Here is a 25,141-nt window from a genome sequence, read left to right as displayed (position 1 = left end):
ATTGTATAGTAGAGCGGCTGTGGTATATTTTAGTTTGCCATACCTTGTATAATTTTACCTAACTGAAATGTCGATATTAGGAGGAATGCTTCATTATGCAGCGTTGGTTAGGCAAGTCATTGAAGCGCAAGTTATCGATTATGCTGCTAGGTGCCATCCTTGTGCCATTGTTGTCACTGGGATTTGTATTGTACAGCATTGCAGCGATGGAGGCCGAAGAACGAACAAAGCAGTCCAGTCTGGGGCTGCTGGATCAGATCAAGACAAATCTGGAGTTCATCGTGCAGGACGTTGAGAATATGTCCATTTTCCTGATTGCACAGGAGGACATCCAGCGTTATCTCGCGTCTACGACTCAGGGCAGCGGGCTGCAAATTAAACTGATGGGATTCTTATCGAACTTTGCTTTTTCCAAATCGTACATCTCCAATATCTCCATCTATCCAAACAACGGCAATCATACGCTATCCAACACGACGATTTTCAACAACGGACTCTTCACAGACAACAAGAACACGAACATCCAACAACAGGTAAAGGATAAATGGTGGAGCTCTCTCTACACGAACGTGACAACGAACGGAGCAGAGAAGGTTATTTCCTTCGTACGGCCGATAGGGAGCACTACGACTTATCAGCCTAAGGGGATGCTATCCATCAGCATAAGCGAAGCAGCGATTGCTGATTTTATGATGAAGCCGGCTCTAGGCAGTGGAGAGAGCTTGCTGCTTGTAGATCGGGACAATCGAATTCTCTCAGGTACGATTCGGGATGGTTTGTCGCAGTCCGTGACGGAACTGCTTCCGAACTGGGATGTAGCAGGAATGCAAGAGGGACAGGGATTTGTCACCTATGGGGAAGGGAAAGACAAGAAAACAATCGTGTACACGACAGTTCCGCATGTAGACTGGCGTCTGCTGGCAGTGATTCCATATGAGCAGTATCAGGCGCAGAATCAATATGTCGTAACGGTGACGGCCATTACGATTGGACTAGCGATGGTTATCATCGCGGGTATCGTGCTGTTCTTAATCATGCGGGTAACGAGGCCGCTGCAGACGGTGGCAGTCTCCTTGAAGGGGTTTCGTCCCGAGGAGGATGTCATTGCGCTCCCGATTACCTCATCCGATGAAATTGGCATGCTCGTGCATAGCTATAACAAGCTTGGAGAACGTGTCCATGTGCTGATGGAAGAGGTGAAGCGGCATGAATCTATGAAGAAAGAAGCCGATATGCAGGCGCTGCAGGCGCAGATCAACCCTCACTTCCTGTACAACACATTGGCATCCATCCATTGGATGGCGCTCATGAACAAGGATGCCACAATCGCGCAGATGGTCGGGGCATTAAGCGATTTCTTGCGCTTCAGCTTGAATAAGGGGAGCGAGTACTGTCAGGTCACGCAGGAGGTGCTTCATGCGCAGCACTATGCATCGATTCAGCAGATTCGATATCCGGATCAATTCGACATCACGTTCCATATTAGTCCTGAGCTTGAATCGCAGTGGATGCTGAAGCTTCTTCTTCAGCCGCTGATCGAGAATGCAATCATTCATGGAATACTTGGCAAGCGATCAAAAGGCCGGATTACCGTAATTGCACAACACACTGCAAATGATCATATACACTTCACCGTTGAAGATTCCGGACAAGGGATGCCGCAGGAACAGTTGGACGCACTCCTTCAGCAGATTGAACTTCCACTAGACCAGACACGCAAGCCAGAACACAGCTATGGACTGCGCAATGTGAATCAGAGGCTCAAGCTGCATTATGGGGAGGCATCTGGGTTGCAGATTCATAGCGTAGAAGGTGGGGGACGACCGTATCCTTTATAATTCCTTTAATCGCAAAGGAGGTTGAAAGACAATGAAGCTGCTAATCGTGGATGACGAGATTATTATTCGTACAGGCATTCATCAAGTCATTGATTGGTCTGCGATCGGGATCACCGCTTTGCAGCCTGCTGCATCGGGAGAAGAGGCATGGCAGCAGATTCATAATGATCAGCCCCATATCGTGATGACGGACATTCGAATGGGGGCGATGAGTGGGTTAGAGCTGGCGTCCTTAGTGAGAAATCAATATCCAGCAACAGAGGTAATCATGCTGTCTGGGTATGATGACTTTGCCTATGCACAGCAAGCGATGCGCGTAGGAGCGCAGGATTACATCTTGAAGACGAGCCGTCCAGAGGAGATCATGGAGGCGGTCTTGAAGGCGAAGCAGAGATGGGAAGCAAGACAGCAGCACGATCGGATCGGACATTTGAATGTCCATCTGCTCAAGAAGCAGCTGCTGGAACAGCTGTTGACGGAAGGAATGCCGGAAGAACAACTTGCGCGCGGACAAGTATTGGAGTTGCTGGAGCTTAAGGAGGAGAGCAGAGCATATCAGGTTATTTTCCTTACTGTATCTGGTTGGAAGGACGAACAACTGCTGCTGTTTGCAGCTTCAAATATTATAGGCGAAGCATTGCATTGTGATATCTCGCTTCGTCCTTATCACATGGTTCTATTATGGAAGCAGAATACGGAGTATGAGCAGACGAGAATGCTGTCAACGACGTTCGCCAATTGTGAGAATCTTCTGAAATGCTCGATCTTCGCGGCATTCGGATCTATTGTTCCTCACTATGAGAAGATACGGCAATCCTACGTGGAAGCCGAGCGAGCATTGGCCTATGCGCATATCGTTAGCGATAGAAGGGTCATCCAGTATAAAGACATTCAGCATCGAACAGGCGGTAGAACGGTATGTACACGGGAGGAAGAGAATGAACTCGCCACGATATTAACGCAAGGCAATCGGGCGACGCTGGCACACTGGATTCAAGAGATTGTGAAGGCGCAAGTCTTAGACGAACAGACAACACCTGAATCGCTGCTGGCCTATCTGCAGTCTATATTGGTGTCAGCCTGCCGCTGGCTGGAGCGAATGGTGCCCGGAGAACGTACGCTCAGTGAATTTCGCCATCGTCTTCTGCCGAATCAGGAAGTAGAAGCGGGATTGTATCGCGCCTGCTGCGCCATCATGGAACGCTATCAGCAATACGATGATCGGAATCGCGCGAATTCCTATATTCAGCGTGCGATGTTCTATATTCGAGAACATTTGCATGAGAGTCTCTCATTACAACAGGTGGCTGCATATGTACATGTGAATCCGAATCATTTCAGTGAGGTGTTCAAGCGGGAAGCCGGCATGAATTATATTGACTTCGTAACATTGGAGCGAATGGGCCTTGCGAAGGAACTGCTATCGGGATCGGAGCGGAAAATAAGTCAGGTAGCAAGCGATTGTGGCTACGAGGATGTGAAGTATTTTTGCAAGCTGTTCAAAAAGCATATGGGAGTGTCCCCCTCTCAGTATCGTCAGGACAACTGAAAAAAGTCTCCCCTTTCACCGAAGAATATCACCTGCTTTACCAATGTCTTTCTTTTATAGTGATACCTAAGAGATATAGATCATAAAAGTGCAATACTTCGACAGATAGTGTACAGCGTGGATAGAGGGCCAATGGTACTGTTGAGCAAATACGTTTGTGAAAAATGAACTGAAGTCATGAGGAGGGCTGCACATGTTGAAAAACAAAATGCGTTGGAGCCAAATGGTTATGCTTGTGATGGCGCTTACATTGGTGCTGGCAGGCTGCGGAGGTGGATCGACATCCCCATCAGATTCGAGCTCAGGGGCCAAAGTAGATCCGAAGAGTAAGATTCAGCTTACCCTATGGCATAACTTCACTGGGGAAGATTTGCGCGCCAAGGCGATGCGGGGGATTATTGAACAGTTCAAGAAGGATAACACGAATGTAGACTTGCAGATTCAAGCAATTCCACCGGATGCGTACCGCCAACGATTGAAAGCGGTTGCCGCTGCAAATGAAATGCCGGACGTATTCATTATGCATCCTGGCACGATTGCCAAAGAGTTCTCAGCTGCAGGCTTGATTCAGCCGCTTGATGGATTGCTTGATGCGAATAAGGATTGGAAAGACGGCTACATGCCGAACTCCTTCGATGACTTCACGTTTGACGGGAAAATATACAGTGCGCCAATGGGATTGTCTCCAACGTCTATTTTGTATTACAACGAGAAAATATTAGCGGATAATGGTCTGACTGTACCGAAGACTTGGGATGAACTGCTGAACTCGGTTAAAACGCTTAAATCTAAAGGCATCATTCCAATCGCGCTCGGCAATAAGGCTCCATGGCTTGCACAATCCAGTATTCTCAGCTCGCTGGCAGATCGCGTGACGGGCACAGAATGGTTCAACAAGGCGGTTGCACAAGACGGAGCGAAGTTCACAGATCCTGAATTCGTGAAGGCGCTCGAGCATTTGCAGGAGCTTGCTACGTTAGGTGCATTCCAGGATGGCTTCAATGCAATCGATACGACACAGATGGAACAATTGTATTCGCAGGGAAAGGCTGCGATGATCATTGAAGGCGGATGGGCGGTAACGAACCTAGTCGCAACGGCGCCTCAAGAGATACTAGACGCTACAGGCGTAGCTGTGCTGCCTTCCATTCCGGGGGGTAAGGGAGATCCGAACTCGGTGTCCGGCGCGATCGGGGTTGGACCTGCATTGAGCAGCAAAGTAGAGGGCGATAAGAAGAAGGTAGCAGAGGAACTTATCTTGGCGCTGGCTGGTCCGGAAGCTCAGAAGACAACATTAGAGGCGAACCAGCTCGTCAGCTTCAAGGTAGATCTCGATAAGAGCAAAGTGAACGCATTGTTCGCCAAGCTGTATGAGCTCGTGAATCAAGTGAAGCGCACACCTGTCTATGATGCGAAATTAACGTCTGGAGCAACAGAGGTCGTCAACAATGGCTTGCAGGAGCTGCTTCTCGGCGGGAAGGCGGAAGATATCGCGAAGAAGATTCAGGATGCGCAGGAACAAGGGTTGAAGGAGTAGTTTGTGTTTGGATGTAAGGCCATTATTGACCCTACTTATGTATTGGGATCATGCAGCCTAACAAAAGAAAAGGATAGATGACTATGACCGCTGCATCGCGAGCGCGGATGTTTATCATGCTTGGCTTGCTGCCCGCGCTTCTTATTTATTTGGTGTTCGTCGTCATTCCGGTGATCTGGTCATCGTATTATGGCCTGTTTAGCTGGAAAGGCATGGGCGATATGAAGTTCATTGGTTTGAAAAATTATATAGAAGTTCTAAGCGATCCAATCTTCTGGGGCTCATTCCGCAACAATCTGTATATCGTGGGTTATTCTGTACTCGGTCAAGTGCCAATTGCCTTGCTGCTGGCGCTGCTGCTCGTGCGCAATCGCTGGTTCGAGAAGTTCATCCGCGCTTCGGTATTCATGCCGATGGTGCTGTCCTCGGTCGTAATAGGCTTAGTATGGGGATATATCTATCATCCTCAGATCGGGATATTGAACTTCCTTCTGGATTCGCTTGGACTGTCTTCTTGGAAGCTCGGCTGGCTATCCGATCCGAAGGTGGCAATGCTGTCGATTGGGCCGCCGATTATATGGAGCAATATCGGGCCGTATCTAATCTTATTTATCGCAGCATTGCAAAATATTCCGAGCGAAGTGAATGATGCGGCCAAGCTGGATGGTGCTGAAGGGTGGAAGAAGCTGTCCCTCATTACACTGCCGATGATTTGGGGCATGATTAAGGTGGCTGTTATTCTTTGCATCTCGGGAAGTTTGAAGGCATTCGATCTCATCTTTATCATGACGCACGGCGGTCCGGCACACTCAACCGAGCTTCTGGCCACGTATATGTACAATAACACGTTCAATATTTTCCGATATGGGTATGGGAGTGCCGTATCGACATCTATTGTCATTCTAAGCTTAATCCTGATTGTAGTCAGTCAATTGCTGATGAATCGGAAGAAGGATGCGCTCTAAGTAGAGGAAGGACTCGAACATGATGAGTAACATAGGAGCGGATTTCGATCAGACACGATCATGCTTCGATGGTTACCACTTATAGGTCCAAGAAGATAGGAGGAGAGGAACATGGGGAATCAACCCGTTCAACAGCTTGGCCGCATGTCTTCCTCTACAAGGAGACGCGATTCTAACCGGGTGTGGAAGCAAGGGGTAGCCGGACTGGTCTGGTTGCTGCTAACCCTGTATGCATTATTGACACTGTATCCATTGCTATGGCTGTTCATCAGCAGCTTCAAGAGCAACGAAGAGTTTTTCTCCTCTCCATTTGGCATGCCAAGCGAGTGGAGATGGGATAACTTCGTGCGAGCATGGGATGTAGCGAGCATGAATGTTGCCTTCGGCAATTCTCTGGCTGTTACGGTACTTTCACTCGTGTCCACCCTGCTGATCGGCGCACTTGCAGCGTTCGTATTGTCACGATTCAAGTTCAAGTGGAAGCCGTACATCATGGGATTGTTCCTGCTCGGGATGCTCATTCCGATTCACAGTACACTGGTTCCACTGTTCATTATGATGAAGCAAATGTCCATTCTCGACACCTATGCGGCGCTTGTACTGCCTTATACAGCATTTGAACTGCCAGTTGCAATATTTGTCCTGTCCGCGTATATGACCTCCTTCCCGAAAGAGCTGGAGGAAGCCGCATTGATCGATGGTGCGGGATATACAGGGATCTTCTTGCGGGTTATTCTGCCGCTGTCGATGCCGGCGCTCGCAACCGTAGCTGTACTTGGCTTCCTGCGCTTCTGGAACGACTTCGCATTCCCGCTCGTCTTCATTAGCAATCCGCTGTTGAAGACATTGCCGCTCAGCCTCTCCATCTTCGCGGACGGCTACGGCACGGACTATAGTCTGACCCTTGCAGCACTCAGCCTGTCGGTCGTTCCGACGATCATTATGTACCTGATCTTCCAAGAGCAGATTATGAAGGGGATGCTGGCGGGGGCAGTGAAGGGGTAACAGTGGGTAGAGTCGGGAAGGCAGCTATGCTTACTTGCAATATACACAACAGTACCGCCAACGAATTTCGTTGGCGGTATTTGTTCTTGCTTCTTGGTTGCAGTAGAAAAGTGTAAATGAGTCTTGCTAAGGGACAAACGCTGCTTGTCTTGTGTGAATGCCTAATTATTTCCGCATGGGCAAAGCGCCGTGTCTATCCTTGTGCTGCATCATACTATGTTGTGTACCTAGCGAAAGGAGGTCATCTCAATGGGTGAATTTGCTGGAAGCGGTGGAAGCTGTGGATTTGGAGGCTTCACGAGCACAGGCGCAATCTTAGTCCTGTTTATCTTGTTGGTTATCATCTTGAGCTCTTGCTTTATATAATATGGTATTACTAATCAATATCGTTACCGACTCCAATGATCGACATCATCGTGTGTTATGCCTTGCTGATGAAGCAAGGCTATTTTTATTAGTTGGGAGTAGCTCTCGTTCAATACGGGGGAAACCCTGAAGCCGCTGCATCCCGTAGTATCTGTAGCTGCATGTATTGATCTGTATTGCTTGTATTGCTTGTGCTTGTATTGATCTGTACCGCTTGTACTGCTGCCTTTTGACAGGTTTACTAACTACTTTACTAGAGTATGCTGGCAAGTCCGAAATCGACTGAGTAAAATGGATGTGTAAGCTACACCCATTTATGTGGCGGTGATCAATCATTTCTTAGCTTTTTACGAACGAGAGCACAATTTATACCGCTTACAGTCCTGTGAGAGATTATGTGTCGTAGTCATGGAAAAAGAAAAAGCATCCGTAGCAGGGGAATATCTATCCCAGGCTAAGGATGCTTGCAGGTTATCGCAGTTCGTTTTCTATTGTGAAAGCATAAGATTAGTCTTCAAATAACTCATCCATCAGCTGGCCGACTTCTTTTCTGCGTTCTTCTGTAGCTTGTTTGTCAATCGTGATTACATTTCCGACAATATGAACAACATCTCCAACCTCAGCTTCTGCGGGGAGCAGATGCTTCGGATATTCGATGGTATGTCCATCTTCTACTTCAATGGTTACGATATCACATTCAATCTGGTCGATTACCCCTTGAATCAATGTTGTTACCTCGCCTTCTCAAATGTTATTGATTTTCCGTCACTTATAGAAATGACAGTACCTTCTTTATCAGTTCTGAACACTTTGACATTGGCTTTCTTGAGGCGTTTCATGATGACATCTTTCGGATGATTATATTTGTTATCCTTGCCAACGCTGATTACCGCATACGTTGGATGAATTGCTTTTAGGAACTCAGCTGAGGTAGACGTATCCGACCCATGGTGGCCGACTTTGTATACATCTGCTTTTAAATTCGCACCGCTGTTGACCATGTCGTTTTCGCTTTTGCGCTCAGCGTCCCCAGAGAATAAGTACGATGTATTTTTGTATGTAACCTTGAGAACTGCGCTCCATGCATTCAAGTCCTTCCCGTAGTCTCCGACTGGGCCAAGGAACTCAGCTTTTACGCCATCTAGCGGGAGTTCGACCCCTGCTTTTGCGGATTTGATCTTGAGCTTTTGCTTTTTGACCGCTAAAAGGAAATCCTCATAGGTCTTCGTTGTGTGTGATACTCTGGGCGCATATACGGATTTGGCTGGAATCGCATTAAGCACGGTATCCAATCCACCAATATGATCGGCGTCAGGGTGAGTGGCTATGACTGCATCAAGTTGTTTAACCCCGTACTGTTTCAAATAATTGACCACGTTTTCACCTTGACTGTTGTCCCCACCATCAATTAAGACATGCTGTCCTTTGGGCGTGCGAATTAAGGTTGAATCTCCCTGTCCAACGTCCAGATAGTATACCTTCAATACGTCTGACGATTGCGTCTTGGGCTTCTCTTGCTGGATGTTTCCTTGAGTTTCCGTACTTGTTGGTGTGCAAGCTGTCAGCAATACGACCAAAAGCAGGAAAGGTATGTATAGTTTCTTCATAGATGCCTCCTTCTCCTATTAACAATATTATCATATTGCAATGGGGGATGAGGATGGTTGATGTTGGTCTCTATCTTGTTCTTGTTGCCTCCGTATAACATGAAAAGTTAACGAGGAATGCCGACAAGTGGAAAATGGGAAGAAATTTAGATCCAGCAAAGCACAAAAACACCTTCAAGATTATGTTTTATCTTGCGATAAGAACACTCATCAGAAGGTGCTTTTATTTTTCTCCTATTTTGGGAAATTAGAACTTCGAATCATTGATAAGGTTTATTTTAGCTCAACGATCGTACTGGCAATCAATTTCGGAGAAGCTGAGGAAGCAGTATCAGAAGGGACGTCTACTAACATCTTTACCTGAACCGTGTACCGTCCTTTTGGCACCTTCTTTTTTGCCTTGTCCTTGAGATTCCACTCCTCTGTGAACGATAGCTCTCCATCCTTTTTCAAATCATGGATGGTCAGTTCTTGCGTGAATGCTTTGTTGTCAGACCAGTTGAACACTTCTTCATTGTTTTCGTTGTTGACGATGATTTCGTATTTATGTGAGCTGTAAGAGAGAGTAATATCTTTGCCAGACGTGTTGCGGAGTTTCATATGAATGAACAGGCGATCTTTCTTCTTATCGGCTGATAAAGTGGTTTGCAATGTAGGCTTCTGCTTCGATTCCTTTTTATCCTTGCCCTTGGCGGGCGACGGCTTGATTTGTTGAACTTGATGCTTCGATTGCAACTGCTGCTGATTGACCGCATATGCGCTTTGCGTACTGCCGACTAGAAAAATAAGCGTGCTTGCCCATACCAGTGGCAGCATGATTGATTTTTTCATTCACATCACCTCATTCTACATAACGTGAGTGTGGGAGAGATTGTTGCATTGAAGTATTGAATCGCAAACTACATATTCGAGTTCATGAAAAACTGATTAAAGAAACAGAAAGCTATTTCAAGGATGATGAACAAGTTCTGAACGTGGAAAATGTGAATCTAGATGAAGGCCCAGGAATACTCGTGGTAACGGATAAGAGAGTTTATTTTGCTTATAAGATCGTTGCGAGTTACGGGTTCAAGCAAATCCTATACCATGATATTCTGTCTGTGTCGGTTGATGGAGGTATATCTGGTCGGCTTAAGATCGAAACAAAAGCTCATAATACGCTATATCTGAATTCAATCAACGTTAAGAGAGTAAAAGATGTTCAGCGAAATATTATGGAGCGGATGTAATGGCCTAAATCGTTATAGATTAAAGGTGAACATCGATTACATAAAAACTGTAAAGAAGAATGCAAAGCGACTCATTTAACGTGTTTGTCGTCGACCCCCAATAGCGTAAAAATCCCGGGGGATCGACGACAAGTCGTATTAGGCTGTAAACGAGCGAAATAGGGCGTAATTGAAAGGGAAATCTGATTTCTCTTGTTTTCGATATAGAGATATACGGTTTGAGTATGTGGATTTCTTTTGTTAAAATCGGCTTAACCACATGTTTTATTGGGTTTTGAACGTACCTATGAGGAATTGAAATACTAGATTAGCAACTTCCATTTCTGACATGTATTCTTGTTTTGAACGTACCTATGAGGAATTGAAATCAGAAGCGTCCAACGGGGCGATTTTATTTCCGCATGGTTTTGAACGTACCTGTGAGGAATTGAAATCACGATGTTCTTTCCATGTAGCGAGCCATGAGAAGGGAGGGTTAACGTACCTAAGAAGATTCAAATATGCGTTTTGCAGTTTCAGTATTCCTGAACTAAGTTTAGGCATCCTTCTAGAATATTGGTTAAAGAGATGTTTGTAATAAACACATAAAGCCCTAGTCAATTGACTAAGGCTTAGGTAATTCCATCAATGAAGAATGGACTTCATATCCGATTAAGAGTTGCTACTTTGAGAAAGGCTTCCACCTGTTCATAACATTCCAGGGATATGGCTATTTTATTGTCTTTTATTGTCCCTTATTTAGAGATAAATTTACAGCTTCAACAGCATGTATATAGGTTGTGTCAAATACAGGAGCTTTGGAATCCTCCGGCTTTACCAATAAGCCAATCTCTGTACAACCTAATATAATTCCTTCGGCTCCTAATTCAATTAACCCCTGGATCACTTTTTTATAGTAGTCCCTTGATTCTTGATGAATTTTTCCCAAACATAATTCTTCATAAATAATCTTATTGATAAGTTCTCTTTCATCGGCATTTGGTACAATAACTTTTATCCCATTCAGCTCTAAGCGTGATTTATAAAAATCTTGCTCCATCGTATATTTGGTTCCAAGCAACCCAATGGTTCGAAGACCTTTTTCTTTAATTCGATTTGCCGTTGCATCTGCTATATGTACAATGGGGATATTGATTTTGGATCGGATATCATCTATAACTTTGTGCATCGTATTCGTACAAATAACGATAAAATCGGCTCCTCCTTTCTCCAATGAACGAGCAGCGTTAGCTAATACTTCACCAGCCTTTTCCCAATCTCCTTTTGCCTGGTACTGTTCAATTTCATCAAAATCGACGCTGTATAGAAGGCATTTCGCCGAATGCAGCCCTCCTAGTTTTCTTTTCACCTCTTCATTTATTATCCGATAATATTCAACCGAAGATTCCCAACTCATCCCGCCAAGCAGACCAATTACTTTCATATTGCCCCTCCATTCATACTTTTCCCGATTTATTCTAGCGATACATAACCGCATTTACTCTTCCGAATAAGACGGCGTACTATATTATAATCTTGAAAAGAGCAATCAATAAAGAGTAAGGGGCAAGTCGTTGATATTAAAAGGAATCAATTCAATAATAGTTTTGTATGTTTAGAATTAGGAAAAAAATATGGATTATTTGTAAAAGTGTCTGTTTGGTAGAATGGGTGAAGCGGTGGCATTTTTAGGGTTTTGGACGTACCAATGAGGAAATGAAACGGAGAAGTTCCTGGGAGATGTTGAACCGCTTTATTTAGTGTTGAACGTATCTATAAGGTATGGAAAGCAGAATATGTAACTTCCTCTAAGTATCCCAAATTGCTCATTCATCTAATAGAGCAGCACGGACGTAATGCAAGGAAGAGTTATGATTAAGGGGATTCAGGGCTGTGTGCAACCCTTTCTGCAAAATTTAATAGAAATGTACTAGAACTTGTCCGACTCTTTGAACATAGGATGTACTAGCTCTTGTGAAAGGAGATGCATTTGAATGGATAACGTAACAGCGAATAGTCTCTCTGCGTTTAGTAGTGCAAGTCAACTTTTAAAAGCGGGTGTGCCTATAGCATTCCATGAGATAACAGCCAAGAATGGAAAGGGAATTACTCTCATAGAGGGGACGGGAGATATTCATCTTTCGCCTAATGCTGTCTATTTTGTGAGTTATTCGATTGGCGTGACTATTCCTAAGGATTACAATGAGGTGACAACTATACTCAGCTTGAATAACGAGGTGTTAAACTCTTCTCTTTCATCTAATTCGAATTTCCCTCCTGGAGTAAGTGGAAATTTATCAGGATCAGCGATTGTAAATACAAAAACAGGGCCAAATATCTTAACTCTAGTAGGTGAATTTGGTGAAACAGTGTATGACAATGCATGCATAAATATAGTTAGAATAGCCTGATTTGTTAAACAGCAGCAGGGATTGCATGCTGCTTAAAGTGACTATTCAGAAATAATAAAATGAGCCGCTGAGGGAAGCATTGAACTTTGACCCATAAGAAGGACACTTTGAAAAAAGTGACCCTCTTATGGAGATTCCCGCCAAAAGAATACAGTTTATGTAAAAATCAACCCAGTACCGCGCCGGTGCTGGGTTTGTTGTATACTGGGAGAAAAGGGAAAGCGAGATGAAAGGATTTGCTGCAGCTGGCCAGACAATTAACCGCATCATTTCATGCAGAGTTATATAAACTTGTACCGGAAGACTCGTTTCGAATCATCACCGAACATTTCAAGGACAAATCGAGTTCGAATTAATCGATGCGTTCAAGGAACGAATCAAGCGCAGACCAATCATTGAACATAAAAATGCAGAAATGAAAAGATTCCACGGTATGGACACGGCAAAATATCGAGGTCTCTTTCGTATGCGAATACAAGCCTACCTCACCGCGTTTGTTGTAAATGCAAAGCGGATGGTAAAGCTAATAGAGCAAAAGCAGCCTACTCCTCGGGTGAGGATAGACTGCTTTTTTTCTCTCAGGAGACTCTTTGTTCCATTTTTTTGGGCTTTCACCTCAATAAAATTGAGGCTTATGCAGTGATCTCCGATTGTTGGGTCCTTTTTTGTATTTCCATATTTTCGTTGACTTCCCTAAAAAGGTATGCTAGTTTATTGATGAAAATGAGAATCATTATCAAGTGTTATTTTTGTGGAATCACCTATTCATCAACTTCATCGCATTTCAAGAGGAGGGATATTTATGCGTGCAACAGAAACAGCGCATACAGATAACGGCTCGAACGTGATGGGCCACATGCAGAAGACGGATTTGCAGGAGATCAAAGCGTTCATGGAGCGCCATTATAATGAGCCGCTCACGATTGGACAATTGGCGGAGATGGCGAATATTAGCCCCAAATATTTCGTGGATTTATTTAAACGAAAGTTCGGTCAGAGTGCTATGGAATTTTTGACGGATGTGCGCATTATGCATGCGAAGCGCTTGCTGACGGAATCAGACGCAAAGTTGCGAGACATTGCGCAGAAGGTAGGCTACCGAGACGAATTCTATTTTAGCCGCAAGTTCAAAAAGGAGGTCGGCTTGTCTCCATCCGATTTCGCCAAAGATTCCAAGAGGAGCATCGCCGTATGCTCATCTTCGACAATAGGCCACTTGCTTGCGCTCCAACTCATCCCGGAGGCAGCGCCTCTCGATCCCAAGTGGTCTCCTTATTATTACAACCTCTACAGCGACAAAATTAAAATGCATCTTCTTTTAACTGATCCTTATCATAAATTCACGTTTGAAATTAATTTGGATAAGCTGTGCCGGGCACGGCCGGACGTCATCATTGCTTCAGATCAGCTCCAAATGCGCGAGAGCAGCAAACTGAATGGGATCGCTCCTGTTCACAATGTATCGAGTAAAGCGGGCTGGAGAGAGCAGCTTATGGGAATTGCCCTCTTTTTGAACAAGGAAGAGCTTGCGCAGCAATGGATCGATCATTATGAAAAAAACGCACAAGCCGGACGCGCGCAAGCGGCGCAGCAGCTGGGAGACGATCGCGTTATGGCGCTGCGAATCTACCAGACTCAACTATTTGTATACCAGAATCGAGGTTTGGAGGAAGTGCTGTACGATGACTTGCATCTCAAGGCTGCTTGCGAAAGAGGGCTGCAAGGCCATTCCCCGATCTCGATGGATGAGCTTCGTGAGCTGAATCCTGAAAGGATTTTACTTGCCGTGTGCCCAGAGGCTTCATCCCGCAAATATTGGCTGTCGCTGCAGCATTTATCCGAATGGAGGCAGCTTCAAGCGGTACGGAACGGGCATGTACACCCGATAACCGCAGATCCTTGGTTCGAATATTCAGCTATTGCGATAGCACGGATGCTGGATGAGGCTTTACTGCTCTTTACTGGAAATTGTCCAAACACATTTCAGGATTATGGCTATGGTGAATCCTTCGCAACGTGAGTATACTCAGAGTCGATTGAGAATCGTTATCATTGGAGGAGAGGGATCGTGCTAAATCGACGGAATGCAGGGACAAAAGGTTGGAAATTTAGACTAACAGCACTATTGTGCTGCGTACTTATCGGAAGTTTGCTTGCAGGCTGCGGGGCAAAAAAGGAGGATGGCAATGCCGCATCCGAATCTCAGAGCCCGAAAGAAGCCACGTCCAATGTGTCAGCCGCAGCAGCGGGGAAGAATACTGCGACAACCGAAGAGCGGACGGTAACGGACGAGCTTGGACATGAGATCAAGCTTCCTTCCACACCGAAACGCATATTTGCTCCGAATATGGAGGACTCGTTGCTGAAGCTGGGTGTAAAGCCAATAGCGCAATGGTTTAACGGGAAGAAAGGGCATGAATACCTGCAAGAGGAACTGAAGGATATTCCGAAGCTGGACTTGTCAGGGGGACTGCCTTCACCTGAGGTGTTACTGTCCTATAACCCTGACTTGATCATCTTGCATACGGAAACCTACGCCAAGGATGCAAGTACCTATGAAAAATATGCAAAAATCGCGCCGACGTATGTTTTTAAAAATGCGTCCGGAAATATCGAGAAATCGCTCGTCACGATAGGAGACCTGCTCGGCAAATCCACTGAGGCTGATGCTGCATTACAGGCCTATCGGCAGAAGGTAACGGACGCCAAGGAGAAGCTGAGCAAGGCTGTTGAGAACAAGAAGGTCGCCATTATTCGGTTTGCACCGAGAGGAATTAGTCTGATGGGCGGCAAGTATTTGTGCGGATATGTGCTCCATCAGGATTTGGGACTTGGTATTACGAAGCTGGTGGCCAATGAGAACAGCGCGAATCTCTCGCTAGAAGTCCTCCCTGAAATGGACGCGGACTATATTTTCGTCATCAACGCTTACGATCAAGGAAGCGACCGCATGAAAGAGATGATGGACAGTCCAATTTGGAAGAGCATGCCTGCGGCCAAACAGGGTCATGTCTATGAAGTGAACAACCAGTACTGGCTCGGAAGCGGCTTGATTGCATACGAAAAAATCGTTGACGATACGGTTCGCCTGTTGACGGAATAGGGGGCAAAGGGGTTGGAACAAATGAAAACAACGCCGACGCTTACCGACCTTTCTCGCCGCAGGATCGAGATTCCACTTGCAGAACAGTGGGTGCTTCGTTCACGCGCAGAGCGGCGCTCGTATCGAATAATGGTGGCTCAGCCTCTAGGATCGCCTCCGCCAAGCGGTTATCCGGTTATTTACTTGCTGGATGGCAATTCTGTATTCGGCATGATGGTGGAAGCGCTGCGGCTGCAATGCCGCAGACCGGATAAGACAGAAGTGCTTCCCGCGATTGTGGTAGGAATCGGTTATGAGACGAACGGGCCATATGCACCGGATCGCTTCTACGACTTCACACCGCTGCCAGCCTCGGACTTCAAGCAGCGCTCAGACGGTACACCACTCCCCGAGCAAGGCGGGGCGGGGGCTTTCCTGCAATTCATCGAGGAGGAGCTGAAGCCGCAGATCGAGAGTGAGTTCCAGATTGACCGCAATCGTCAGGTGCTGTTCGGTCACTCGCTGGGCGGATTGTTCACGATCTATACGCTGTTCAGCAAGCCAGAGGCATTCCAATATTACATCGCGGGCAGTCCATCGCTCCATTGGAATCCAGACTACATGCAAGAGCTGGAGCGGAACTTTATCGCGCAAGCACGAATGAGAGAACGCTTATTTCCTGCACAGGTGCTTCTTGGTGTAGGAGAGCTTGAAAAAACGCATGTATGCCGTAACTGCGAGCGTGCGAACGAGCTGGCGCACCGTCTGTCGGCCATATCGGCCGACATCGGGGTAGAGGCAGAATACAAGGAATTCGAGCAGGAAGGCCATGTGTCAGTACTTCCGATATTGGTGAGCCGGGCGCTGCGATTCGCACTACACCCGGACAAATAAAGAGAGGTTGGCAGGATGAAATATTCAGGAATTGAAGGCAAGGTGGCCGTTGTCACAGGCGCGGCACAGGGGATCGGAGAGGCGGTGGCGCGCGCGCTTGCCGTTCAAGGTGCAATCGTGGCTGTCGTTGATCGGAATGAGGCTGGTTGCACCAGCCTCGCAGCCGAACTTGATGCTGGCGGATATCATGCCGCTGCTTATCCAGTCGACGTATCCGACAGTACGGCCGTGAATCGAACGGTGGGGCGGATAGAAGAAGAGCTTGGCCCGATCGGCGTGCTTGTTAATGTGGCAGGCATACTGCGGCTTGGCCCGATTGAGACGCTGAGCGATGAAGATTGGCAGTCGACCTTCAGTGTCAATGTCAATGGCGTATTCTATATGACGCGCGCTGTCATAACACGTATGGCGAAGCGCAGATCGGGAGCGATTGTGACCGTAGGCTCCAATGCCTCCGGTGTACCGCGCACGCACATGTCCGCCTATGCGGCATCGAAAGCAGCCACAACGATGTTCACGAAGTGCTTGGGCTTGGAATATGCTCGTCATCAGATTCGCTGCAATATTGTGTCGCCAGGCTCCACGGATACGGAGATGCAGCGCTCACTGTGGAATGGACAGAACGGTGCCGAAGCCATGATTGCTGGTTCGCCTGAATCGTTCCGCCTCGGGATACCGCTGGGCAGAATCGCGCAGCCATCGGATATTGCCGATGCTGTCGTGTTTCTGTCATCCGAACAGGCAAGACACATCACAATGCATGACATGTGTATCGACGGCGGTGCGACATTGGGATGTTAATGCAGAAGTCAGGAGAGCAGAAATTGCGGAAGGAGTCGATTGAATATGTTAAAGTACGATGCTGTTCCCGCAGCTGAGGGGATACGGCTTCTGGAACAATATCAGGTGGGTTCGTCCTTTCTTTTCTCATCGCCTCAAGGAGCATTGCTGACGCACGGGGAGTGGGCGCGGCTGGTGGATTGGCAGGCTGTGGATGAAGAGAGCTTGCCTCAGGCCGTGTCGAAGCTGCTGGATGCAGCTCGGCAGGGGGATCGTGATTGCCCGGTCGTTGTCGGTGCAATTCCTTTTCACATGGAGGAACCTGTGTGTCTATATGTACCGAAGGAAGTGCATCGGTACGAGCCATTGCGCATAGATGCACATGATTATTTGCAACAGGAACCAGAACAGGACAGTTATTGTGTACGAGCAATCCCGGAGCCAGAACAGTATAAACAAGGCGTTAACCAGGTTCTTGAGCGGTTGCAGACGGGCGAACTCCAGAAGGTGGTGTTGTCCCGATCCTTGGAAGTGACATTAACGAATGAGGTGGACGTGCAGCGCTTGCTGCATCGATTGCTCAGTCAAAACACTCGTGGATATACGTTTGCAGTGCCATTAACGATGGAGCACCCGCATGCAAGCAAGGACAAGGGTGTGGTTGCTGCCAACGGAACAGCCCAAACGTTAATTGGAGCAAGCCCCGAACTGCTCGTAACGAAGCGGGGAATGCACATTAAGGTGAACCCGTTGGCTGGTTCAGCAGCACGCAGCGATGATCCGAACGAGGATGAGCGTCGTGCCGCCCAGCTTCTAAGATCGGACAAGGATCTGCATGAGCACGCGGTCGTCATTGAGGCGGTCGTATCCGCTCTCCGTCCGTATTGCAGCAAGCTTCATGTGCCGGAAGGCCCGTCCCTTGTTTCTACGAAGACGATGTGGCATCTGTCTACGGAAATAAACGGGGAGCTTGCGGATCAGGACATATCCTCCTTAGAGCTTGCTCTAGCGCTGCATCCGACGCCTGCCATTTGCGGGACGCCTACGGAGGCAGCTCGGAACTTGATCCGGGAGATTGAACCGTTCGAGCGCGGCTTCTTCACGGGGGCGGTCGGCTGGTGCGATGCGAATGGAGACGGAGAATGGGCCGTTACAATTCGCTGCGCGGAAGTGGAGGGCAGCTCGCTGCGCCTCTTTGCGGGAGCGGGAATCGTAGTCGGTTCGACCGCGGAAGCGGAGCTAGCCGAGACGTCCGCCAAGCTTCGCACACTGCTGCAAGCGATGGGGCTGAATGAACAACAACCGATGATGATGCAGGGGGGATGAACGATGCTGGCAGGATGCCCGACATGGCCGGAAGAGTTTGCTGCACGTTATAGACAGGAAGGATGCTGGCAGGGAGAGACATTCGGCACGATGCTTCGTCATCGTGCAGCCCAATATGGAGATCGCGTCGCAATTGTGAGCGGCGATCGGCGAGTCAGCTATGCGGAACTTGATGAGCAGGCGGATCGCCTGGCCGCTGGGTTCTATCGTTTGGGAATTAGGGCGCAGGATCGAGTTATTGTCCAGCTTCCGAATATTCCGCAATTTTTTGAAGTCATATTTGCGCTGTTTCGCATCGGAGCACTGCCTGTCTTCTCCTTGCCAGTGCACCGCAGGAACGAGATCGGCTACTTATGTGAGTTCACACAGGCTGCCGCGTATGTGATCCCTGATAAGGATGCGGGGTTCGATTATCGCGAGCTCGCCGCACAGGTGAAGGACACGCTACCAGATTCACGCCGCGTTATTGTTGTAGGTGAGCCAGGCGAATATACAGCGCTGGATGATCTGTATGCCGAGCCTAGCATTGGCGAGATTAAGGGGCCGAGCTCCGGGGATGTCGCTTTCCTCCAATTATCTGGCGGGACAACGGGCTTACCGAAGCTCATTCCACGGACGCACGACGATTACATATATAGCCTTTGCATGAGCGCAGAAGTTTGCGCGTTGAATGAGCACAGCGTATATCTGGCGGTGCTGCCGATCGCGCATAATTATCCGCTGAGCTCTCCCGGCGTGCTTGGCACGCTATATGCTGGAGGGCGGATCGTGCTTGCCCGCGGAGCAAGCCCTGATGAGGCTTTCCCGCTTATTGCCGAGGAAGGCGTCACCATTGCAGCCGTTGTGCCGCCGCTCGCCTTAATTTGGCTGGATGCCGCGGAATCGCGCCGCTACGACCTCACTCACTTGGAAGTGCTGCAGGTTGGGGGCGCCAAGTTCAGCGCAGAAGCTGCCAAGCGGGTGCGAACGACGATTGGCTGCACATTGCAGCAGGTGTATGGGATGGCAGAGGGCTTGGTGAACTATACGAGGTTCGACGACCCGGAGGAGACGATAATTACTACGCAGGGCCGCCCGATGTCTCCATATGATGAAATCCGCATCGTCGATGATGAGGATGACGAAGTGGCTCCGGGCGAGGTGGGACATTTGCTGACGCGAGGGCCGTACACCATTCGCGGATACTACCAAGCCGAGCAGCACAACGCAAGATCCTTTACGTCTGACGGCTTTTATCGCACAGGTGATATGGCCAGAATGACTCCGGCTGGATATTTAGTGATTGAAGGGCGGGCGAAGGATCAGATCAATCGCGGTGGAGATAAGGTGGCAGCCGAGGAAATCGAGAATCATTTGCTTGCCCATCCTGGTGTGCATGATGCCGCTGTTGTGTCCATGCCGGATGAATTCTTGGGCGAACGCACATGCGCATTCGTCATTCGATATGAAGCTGCCATAACGGGCAGCGAGTTGAAGGCTTTTCTAAGAGACAGAGGGCTTGCATTATATAAAATTCCAGACCGCGTAGAGTTCGTCGAATCCTTTCCACAGACAGGAGTCGGCAAGGTGAGCAAGAAGATGCTGCGGGAGCTGATCGCTGCGAAGCAGGAAGCATTGAGCAAGAAGTAAGTGATAAGCGAAGATGCATTTAGAGATGTAACGAAGCATTAGAAGTAGTAACTGAAGTAGCAATAGAAGAAGTGCTTGAAGAAGTGCTTGAAGAAGTGCTTGAAGAAACGCTTGAAGAATCGCTTGAAGAAACGCTTGAAGAATCGCTTGAAGAATCGCCTAAAGAATTGTCTAAAGTGTCTAAGAGCCGCTGGAAGAAGTTCTTGTGAGTATGTGAAAAGTAAGTGATGAGGTTTCGTGTTCATGAAAATGTCTCGTGTTGTTGCAGAGTTTATCCATAAAAACTAGTGAAAAGAGGAGAAACAATGGGTCTTCCTACTATCCTTCCATATCACATGCCAAATGAGGCAGAGCTGCCAGAGAACAGAGTCGACTGGAGTCCGGATCCAAGCCGTGCCGTACTGCTTATCCATGACATGCAGCAGTATTTCGTCGATGCCTATCAGGCGGGTGAATCGCCGCTGGTTGAATTGATTGCGAATATTAAGGAGCTGCGCGAACGCTGTTCGGAGCTTTGCATACCTGTCGTGTATTCGGCGCAGCCAGGGGGGCAGACTCCTGAGCAGCGTGGATTGCTGCAAGACTTCTGGGGGGCGGGCATTAATGATGGGCCATACCAGAAAAAGTTCGTAGACGAGCTGGCGCCGCGGGTGAACGATATTCTCGTGACAAAATGGCGCTACAGTGCCTTTCAGAAAACGAATTTGCTTGAAATATTACGGGAACGCGGACGGGATCAGCTGCTCGTATGTGGGATTTACGCGCACATTGGTTGCCTGATGACCTCGTGCGAGGCATTTATGCAGGATGTCCAGCCCTTCCTCATTGCAGATGCGGTTGCTGATTTTTCGCTCGATAAGCATCGCATGGCGTTAACCTATGCGGCTGAGCGTTGTGCAGTAGTAGCAACGACGGAACGGGTTCTGAAAGCTCTTAACAGGAATGCTGCCGAGCAACAAGCAGAGGAAACAGCTGGAGCAGAAGCGGGTTGTTCGGTAACACTGCAATCTGTGCGCGACGCGGTTGCGCAGCTGCTGCAGGAGGAGCCGTCTGCGATTGGTGATCAAGATAATCTAATCATGCAATGGGGGCTGGACTCGATTCGGATTATGAGCTTAGTGGAACGTTGGAAGCGCAGCAGCATTGCGGTAAGCTTCGTGGAATTGGCGGAACGGCCGACGGTAGCAAGCTGGTGGGAGCTCTTGTCCGCCAAGCTCAGCAGTAACTCGGTGCCTAATTATGATTATTACTCGATATAAAAGGAGGTCATCATCATGCACGATCAGGAGAAGGGGCGATGGCCGCTATCGGGAGCACAGGCTGGAATCTGGTTTGCGCAGCAGCTCGATCCAGACAACCCTATTTTCAACACCGCTGAATGTGTAGACATCCGCGGGCCGATAGATCCAGCCCGCTTCGAAGCGGCTCTTCGCCAGGCGGTGACAGAGGCGGAGGCGCTGCATGTCCGTTTTGGAGAGGATGCAGACGGTCCATTGCAGAAGATCGTCCCCACAGACGACTGGGTGCTGCACATGATTGATCTAAGCAGAGAGGTTGATCCGGAAGGCACAGCCCGAGCGTGGATGAACCGCGATATGGAGAAGCCCGTTGATTTGCATACGGGGCCTCTCTTCACGGAGGCGTTATTTAAGATCGAGACCGAGCGGTACCTCTGGTATCAGCGCATTCACCATATTGTCATTGACGGATTCGGTGCAGCATTGCTGATGCAGCGTGTGGCGCAAAACTATACAGCTTTAACCTACGATCTTCCAAATGGAGCAGGAACGTTCGGTTCCTTGCAATCCATTTTGGAGGAGGATGCGGCATATCGTTCATCGGAACAGATGAATCGTGACCGGGAATTCTGGCTGGAGCGCTTCTCCGATAGGCCGGAAGCAGTTAGTCTAGGAGGACATGCGCAGCGAACGGCCCGCCGCTTCGTGCGCCGCACTGCGCATATTCCGGCTGCCACCGTGAGCGGATGGCAGTCGATTGCAGCTGAAGCGGGAACAAGCTGGCCGGATGTTCTCGCAGCAGCGACCGCGATATATGTGCATCGGTTGACACAGGAAGAGGAGATCATTCTTGGTCTGCCTGTAATGTGCCGACTAGGATCAGCCGCATTGCGCGTTCCTGGTATGGTCATGAATTTGCTTCCGCTGCGTGTGGAGGTAAGTCCGGAGAGAAGCCTTGGCGACCTGCTGCGTGAGGTGACACGGGAGATCCGCATGATTCGGCGCCATCAAGGGTATCGCCATCAGGATTTGCGCAGAGACTTGAAGCTGCTTGGCGACAATCGCAGGTTAATCGGCCCGCTCATTAATGTCATGCCTTTTGTCGAGGATGTCAGCTTCGCAGGCTATCGCGGCAAAGTTAGCAACCTTTCCGCAGGGCCTGTCGATGATTTGACGATTAACGTTTACAGCCATGCGGATGGCAGCGGTCTGCGTCTCGACTTCGACGCGAATCCCGAAATCTACAGCTTGGACGAGTTATATGCCCATCAACAGCGCTTCCTGCATCTATTGGATGGAATTGCGCATGCCGGATCGAATCTGCCTATTGGACAGCTTCCGGTGATTACGTCTGAAGAACGCCGACAGGTGATTGAGGAGTGGAACGATACTGCACATGATGTGCCGAGCATAAGTGTGCCAGAGTTGTTTGAGGAACAGGTGGAGCGCGCTCCCGAAGCAGTTGCGGTCGTGTGCGAGGATGAACAGCTTCGATATGGGGAGTTGAATGCGAAGGCAAATCAGCTTGCCCATTACCTTATTTCCTGCGGTGTCGGGCCCGATCGTATTGTGGCGCTGTCTCTCCCACGCTCGGTGGAAGCGGTCATCGCTATATTGGCTATCCACAAGACAGGAGCCGCTTATTTGCCGCTTGATCCGGACTATCCAATCGAACGGCTTGCCTTTATGCTGGAGGATGCTGATCCGGTCTGTCTGATTGCGACGAAGGAGACATCCGCGAGCTTGCCCCCTTGCAGCAGGAAGACCATCGTGCTGGATGAATCGGCAACGATAGCTGCGCTGGCGCAATCACCTGCTCACAATCCTACGGATGAGGACAGGATCAAGGCAATTTCAGCATCGCATATTTCATATGTCATTTACACTTCCGGCTCCACTGGGAAGCCGAAGGGGGTCATGCTTACCTTTGGCGGCTTGGCTAATCTGCTGCATGACATGAAGGCCCGGTTGGCGCTGAGCGAACAGGATCGGATGCTGTCCGTCACAACAATATCATTTGACATATCCGTAATGGAGCTGCTGCTGCCGCTTATATCCGGATCTGTACTCGATATTGCCCGCAAAGAAACGATTCTGGATCCGTCCGCACTGGCAAGCAGGATTGCAGGAACAGGTGCAACGATCATGCAGGCGACGCCGACACTGTGGCAGGCGCTTGCCGACAGCAGGCCAGAACGATTTGCCGGGCTCAAGATGATTACGGGCGGCGAGGCAATGCCGCTCGTGTTGAAGCTGGCGCTGCAGGAGTTGAACGGCGAGGTTAACAATCAATATGGCCCGACGGAAACGACAATTTATTCGACTGCGGGGCTGCTTGATCATAGTCCAATGAACAAGCCGTCTATCGGGCGGCCAATTCAGAATACAAGGCTGTATGTGCTCGACAGTTCATTGGAGCCAGTGCCTCCCGGGGTAGCGGGAGAATTGTATATTGCAGGCGCCGGACTTGCGCGCGGATACTTGGGACGTGCGGATTTGACTGCTGAGCGCTTCGTTGCCGATCCATTCGGTCCTCCTGGTACGCGAATGTATCGTACAGGAGATATGGTGCGTTGGTTGGCAGACGGCACGATCGATTATTTGGGACGTACGGATCACCAAGTGAAGCTGCGCGGATTCCGGATCGAAACCGGTGAAATCGAGTCGCTGCTGGGTGCCCATCCTGACATTTCACAAGCAGCGGTTACCCTTTATGAGGATCATGCGGGTGAACAGCGTTTGGCGGCTTATGTGGTTCCATCATCATCGTCTGGACTAGAACCTGCGGAACTGCGTCAATATGCAGCACAGAAGCTTCCGGATTACATGGTGCCGTCCGCTTTCGTTGTTCTTGATGCGATGCCGCTTACACCGAACCGTAAAATCGACCGCAAAGCTCTGCCTGCGCCGGATCGCGCTGCGGCAGCATTGGGACGCGAACCGCGTACACCGCAAGAGGAAATCATATGCGCATTATTCGCAGAGGTGCTGGGGCTTCCCCGCGTAAGCATCGATGATGATTTCTTCGCTCTCGGCGGTCATTCCTTGCTCGCGGGACGTGTTATGGTGCGTATACGAGAGGCATTCGGCGTTGAGCTGAATATCGGAAGCCTGTTCGAAGCGCCAACTGCAGCGTCACTTGTGCGGCGTCTCGAACCTGCACAGGAGCAGAGACCAGCCATTCGTGCGAGCTTAGGCAAGCGGCCTGAGCGGCTGCCGCTTTCTTTTGCCCAGCAGCGACTATGGTTTCTATACCGGCTGGAGGGGGCAACGCCTACTTACAATATTCCGCTCGTTGCCCGAATGTCGGGTGAGTTGAATGTCGAGGCGCTGCAGGCAGCTGTTTTTGATGTGGTGGATCGCCATGAGACACTGCGCACGATTTTCCCGGATGAGAATGGTACTTCAAGTCAACTGATACTAAATTCAAAGGATGTACAAATACCATTCGAGGTGCTGGACGTAAGTGAGCAGGGGCTGAACGACAGGCTAGCGGAAGCGGCACGATACAGCTTCCGTCTCTCTGAGGAGCCGTCGCTGCGGGTTCACTTGTTCCGGACGGCGGCGAACGAGCAGGTGCTCTTGCTGCTGCTGCATCATATTGCAGGCGATGGCTGGTCACTCACGCCAATGACTCGTGATTTGTCGATTGCGTACGAGGCTCGTTGCCGGGGCGAGGCGCCAGCGTGGATACGGCTTCCCGTTC

The 25,141-nt window shown here is 48.9% G+C and carries 21 protein-coding genes and 1 pseudogene; 18 read left to right on the top strand and 4 right to left on the bottom strand.

The window, feature by feature from the left end; genetic code table 11:
* Window positions 1-95: 95 nt before the first annotated feature.
* From AZ66_RS02920 to AZ66_RS31765, 6 genes are all read left to right on the top strand, one after another.
* Window positions 96-1,838 carry a cache domain-containing sensor histidine kinase gene (locus tag AZ66_RS02920; RefSeq protein ID WP_052648356.1) on the top strand — a complete coding sequence of 581 codons (1,743 nt, stop codon included), beginning with the start codon at window positions 96-98 and terminating at the stop codon, window positions 1,836-1,838.
* Between the two features lie 31 nt (window positions 1,839-1,869).
* The gene (locus tag AZ66_RS02915; protein WP_044353514.1) at window positions 1,870-3,387 is read left to right on the top strand and encodes a response regulator transcription factor; all 1,518 of its coding nucleotides are present in this window, start codon (window positions 1,870-1,872) and stop codon (window positions 3,385-3,387) included.
* A gap of 193 nt (window positions 3,388-3,580) precedes the next feature.
* The gene (locus AZ66_RS02910) at window positions 3,581-4,924 is read left to right on the top strand and encodes an extracellular solute-binding protein (RefSeq protein WP_044353513.1); all 1,344 of its coding nucleotides are present in this window, start codon (window positions 3,581-3,583) and stop codon (window positions 4,922-4,924) included.
* A gap of 83 nt (window positions 4,925-5,007) precedes the next feature.
* The gene (locus AZ66_RS02905) at window positions 5,008-5,889 is read left to right on the top strand and encodes a carbohydrate ABC transporter permease (RefSeq protein ID WP_044353512.1); all 882 of its coding nucleotides are present in this window, start codon (window positions 5,008-5,010) and stop codon (window positions 5,887-5,889) included.
* 111 nt (window positions 5,890-6,000) lie between these two features.
* Window positions 6,001-6,894 carry a carbohydrate ABC transporter permease gene (locus AZ66_RS02900; protein WP_442950267.1) on the top strand — a complete coding sequence of 298 codons (894 nt, stop codon included), beginning with the start codon at window positions 6,001-6,003 and terminating at the stop codon, window positions 6,892-6,894.
* Window positions 6,895-7,143: 249 nt separating this feature from the next.
* Window positions 7,144-7,260, top strand: a complete 117-nt coding sequence (locus AZ66_RS31765) for a sporulation protein YjcZ (protein WP_197081645.1) — start codon at window positions 7,144-7,146, stop codon at window positions 7,258-7,260.
* 507 nt (window positions 7,261-7,767) lie between these two features.
* Here AZ66_RS31765 and AZ66_RS02895 read toward each other — a convergent pair.
* The 3 genes from AZ66_RS02895 to AZ66_RS02885 form a co-directional block, all read right to left on the bottom strand.
* A complete protein-coding gene (locus tag AZ66_RS02895; protein WP_021262216.1) occupies window positions 7,768-7,986 on the bottom strand; it encodes a DUF3006 domain-containing protein in 219 nt (72 codons plus the stop codon).
* Between the two features lie 5 nt (window positions 7,987-7,991).
* The gene (locus tag AZ66_RS02890; protein WP_044353511.1) at window positions 7,992-8,867 is read right to left on the bottom strand and encodes a ComEC/Rec2 family competence protein; all 876 of its coding nucleotides are present in this window, start codon (window positions 8,865-8,867) and stop codon (window positions 7,992-7,994) included.
* A gap of 273 nt (window positions 8,868-9,140) precedes the next feature.
* Complete coding sequence (locus AZ66_RS02885) at window positions 9,141-9,698, bottom strand: BsuPI-related putative proteinase inhibitor (protein WP_044353510.1); 558 nt, start codon at window positions 9,696-9,698, stop codon at window positions 9,141-9,143.
* Window positions 9,699-9,754: 56 nt separating this feature from the next.
* On the opposite strand from AZ66_RS02885, the gene AZ66_RS33690 reads away from it, so the two are divergent.
* Window positions 9,755-10,096 (top strand): PH domain-containing protein, encoded by a 342-nt coding sequence (locus tag AZ66_RS33690; RefSeq protein ID WP_044353509.1) that lies wholly within the window; start codon window positions 9,755-9,757, stop codon window positions 10,094-10,096.
* Window positions 10,097-10,820: 724 nt separating this feature from the next.
* On the opposite strand, the gene AZ66_RS02875 is transcribed toward AZ66_RS33690, so the two are convergent.
* A complete protein-coding gene (locus AZ66_RS02875; RefSeq protein WP_044353508.1) occupies window positions 10,821-11,519 on the bottom strand; it encodes an aspartate/glutamate racemase family protein in 699 nt (232 codons plus the stop codon).
* 550 nt (window positions 11,520-12,069) lie between these two features.
* Here AZ66_RS02875 and AZ66_RS02870 point away from each other — a divergent pair.
* The 11 genes and pseudogenes from AZ66_RS02870 to AZ66_RS02830 all read left to right on the top strand — a co-directional run.
* Complete coding sequence (locus tag AZ66_RS02870) at window positions 12,070-12,486, top strand: hypothetical protein (protein WP_052648355.1); 417 nt, start codon at window positions 12,070-12,072, stop codon at window positions 12,484-12,486.
* 385 nt (window positions 12,487-12,871) lie between these two features.
* A pseudogene (locus AZ66_RS31200) lies at window positions 12,872-13,129 on the top strand (transposase); the annotation flags it as partial.
* A 159-nt stretch (window positions 13,130-13,288) separates the two neighbouring features.
* Window positions 13,289-14,506 carry a helix-turn-helix domain-containing protein gene (locus AZ66_RS02865; protein ID WP_044353507.1) on the top strand — a complete coding sequence of 406 codons (1,218 nt, stop codon included), beginning with the start codon at window positions 13,289-13,291 and terminating at the stop codon, window positions 14,504-14,506.
* A gap of 48 nt (window positions 14,507-14,554) precedes the next feature.
* Entirely contained in the window at window positions 14,555-15,589 is a 1,035-nt protein-coding gene (locus AZ66_RS02860) for an ABC transporter substrate-binding protein (RefSeq protein WP_044353506.1), read from the top strand.
* 21 nt (window positions 15,590-15,610) lie between these two features.
* Window positions 15,611-16,462, top strand: a complete 852-nt coding sequence (locus AZ66_RS02855; RefSeq protein ID WP_044353531.1) for an alpha/beta hydrolase — start codon at window positions 15,611-15,613, stop codon at window positions 16,460-16,462.
* 15 nt (window positions 16,463-16,477) lie between these two features.
* Window positions 16,478-17,263, top strand: coding sequence for a 2,3-dihydro-2,3-dihydroxybenzoate dehydrogenase (locus AZ66_RS02850; protein ID WP_044353505.1), 786 nt, complete (start codon window positions 16,478-16,480; stop codon window positions 17,261-17,263).
* Window positions 17,264-17,308: 45 nt separating this feature from the next.
* Entirely contained in the window at window positions 17,309-18,568 is a 1,260-nt protein-coding gene (dhbC, locus tag AZ66_RS02845; RefSeq protein WP_044353504.1) for an isochorismate synthase DhbC, read from the top strand.
* A 3-nt stretch (window positions 18,569-18,571) separates the two neighbouring features.
* The gene (locus AZ66_RS02840) at window positions 18,572-20,197 is read left to right on the top strand and encodes a (2,3-dihydroxybenzoyl)adenylate synthase (protein ID WP_044353503.1); all 1,626 of its coding nucleotides are present in this window, start codon (window positions 18,572-18,574) and stop codon (window positions 20,195-20,197) included.
* A 71-nt stretch (window positions 20,198-20,268) separates the two neighbouring features.
* Window positions 20,269-20,406 (top strand): hypothetical protein, encoded by a 138-nt coding sequence (locus tag AZ66_RS31195; RefSeq protein WP_156159879.1) that lies wholly within the window; start codon window positions 20,269-20,271, stop codon window positions 20,404-20,406.
* Window positions 20,407-20,502: 96 nt separating this feature from the next.
* Entirely contained in the window at window positions 20,503-21,456 is a 954-nt protein-coding gene (locus AZ66_RS02835; RefSeq protein WP_044353502.1) for an isochorismatase family protein, read from the top strand.
* Between the two features lie 15 nt (window positions 21,457-21,471).
* On the top strand, window positions 21,472-25,141 hold a 3,670-nt coding region (locus AZ66_RS02830), incomplete at its 3' end, for a non-ribosomal peptide synthetase (protein ID WP_044353501.1).

This window comes from Paenibacillus sp. E194 (assembly GCF_000935845.1).
Taxonomy (GTDB): domain Bacteria; phylum Bacillota; class Bacilli; order Paenibacillales; family Paenibacillaceae; genus Paenibacillus_B; species Paenibacillus_B alvei_B.
The sequence above is the reverse complement of the archived record's forward strand: the minus strand, read 5'-3'. Positions and strand labels throughout refer to the sequence as shown.

Coding starts and splice junctions, on each gene's coding strand:
- AZ66_RS02900 (WP_442950267.1), top strand. CDS start 6,001: ATGGGGAATCAACCCGTTCAACAGCTTGGCCGCATGTCTTCCTCTACA.
- AZ66_RS02875 (WP_044353508.1), bottom strand. CDS start 11,519: ATGAAAGTAATTGGTCTGCTTGGCGGGATGAGTTGGGAATCTTCGGTT.
- AZ66_RS02855 (WP_044353531.1), top strand. CDS start 15,611: ATGAAAACAACGCCGACGCTTACCGACCTTTCTCGCCGCAGGATCGAG.
- AZ66_RS02840 (WP_044353503.1), top strand. CDS start 18,572: ATGCTGGCAGGATGCCCGACATGGCCGGAAGAGTTTGCTGCACGTTAT.
- AZ66_RS02920 (WP_052648356.1), top strand. CDS start 96: ATGCAGCGTTGGTTAGGCAAGTCATTGAAGCGCAAGTTATCGATTATG.
- AZ66_RS02870 (WP_052648355.1), top strand. CDS start 12,070: ATGGATAACGTAACAGCGAATAGTCTCTCTGCGTTTAGTAGTGCAAGT.
- AZ66_RS02850 (WP_044353505.1), top strand. CDS start 16,478: ATGAAATATTCAGGAATTGAAGGCAAGGTGGCCGTTGTCACAGGCGCG.
- AZ66_RS31765 (WP_197081645.1), top strand. CDS start 7,144: ATGGGTGAATTTGCTGGAAGCGGTGGAAGCTGTGGATTTGGAGGCTTC.
- AZ66_RS02915 (WP_044353514.1), top strand. CDS start 1,870: ATGAAGCTGCTAATCGTGGATGACGAGATTATTATTCGTACAGGCATT.
- AZ66_RS02835 (WP_044353502.1), top strand. CDS start 20,503: ATGGGTCTTCCTACTATCCTTCCATATCACATGCCAAATGAGGCAGAG.
- dhbC (WP_044353504.1), top strand. CDS start 17,309: ATGTTAAAGTACGATGCTGTTCCCGCAGCTGAGGGGATACGGCTTCTG.
- AZ66_RS02865 (WP_044353507.1), top strand. CDS start 13,289: ATGCGTGCAACAGAAACAGCGCATACAGATAACGGCTCGAACGTGATG.
- AZ66_RS02885 (WP_044353510.1), bottom strand. CDS start 9,698: ATGAAAAAATCAATCATGCTGCCACTGGTATGGGCAAGCACGCTTATT.
- AZ66_RS02905 (WP_044353512.1), top strand. CDS start 5,008: ATGACCGCTGCATCGCGAGCGCGGATGTTTATCATGCTTGGCTTGCTG.
- AZ66_RS02890 (WP_044353511.1), bottom strand. CDS start 8,867: ATGAAGAAACTATACATACCTTTCCTGCTTTTGGTCGTATTGCTGACA.
- AZ66_RS02910 (WP_044353513.1), top strand. CDS start 3,581: ATGTTGAAAAACAAAATGCGTTGGAGCCAAATGGTTATGCTTGTGATG.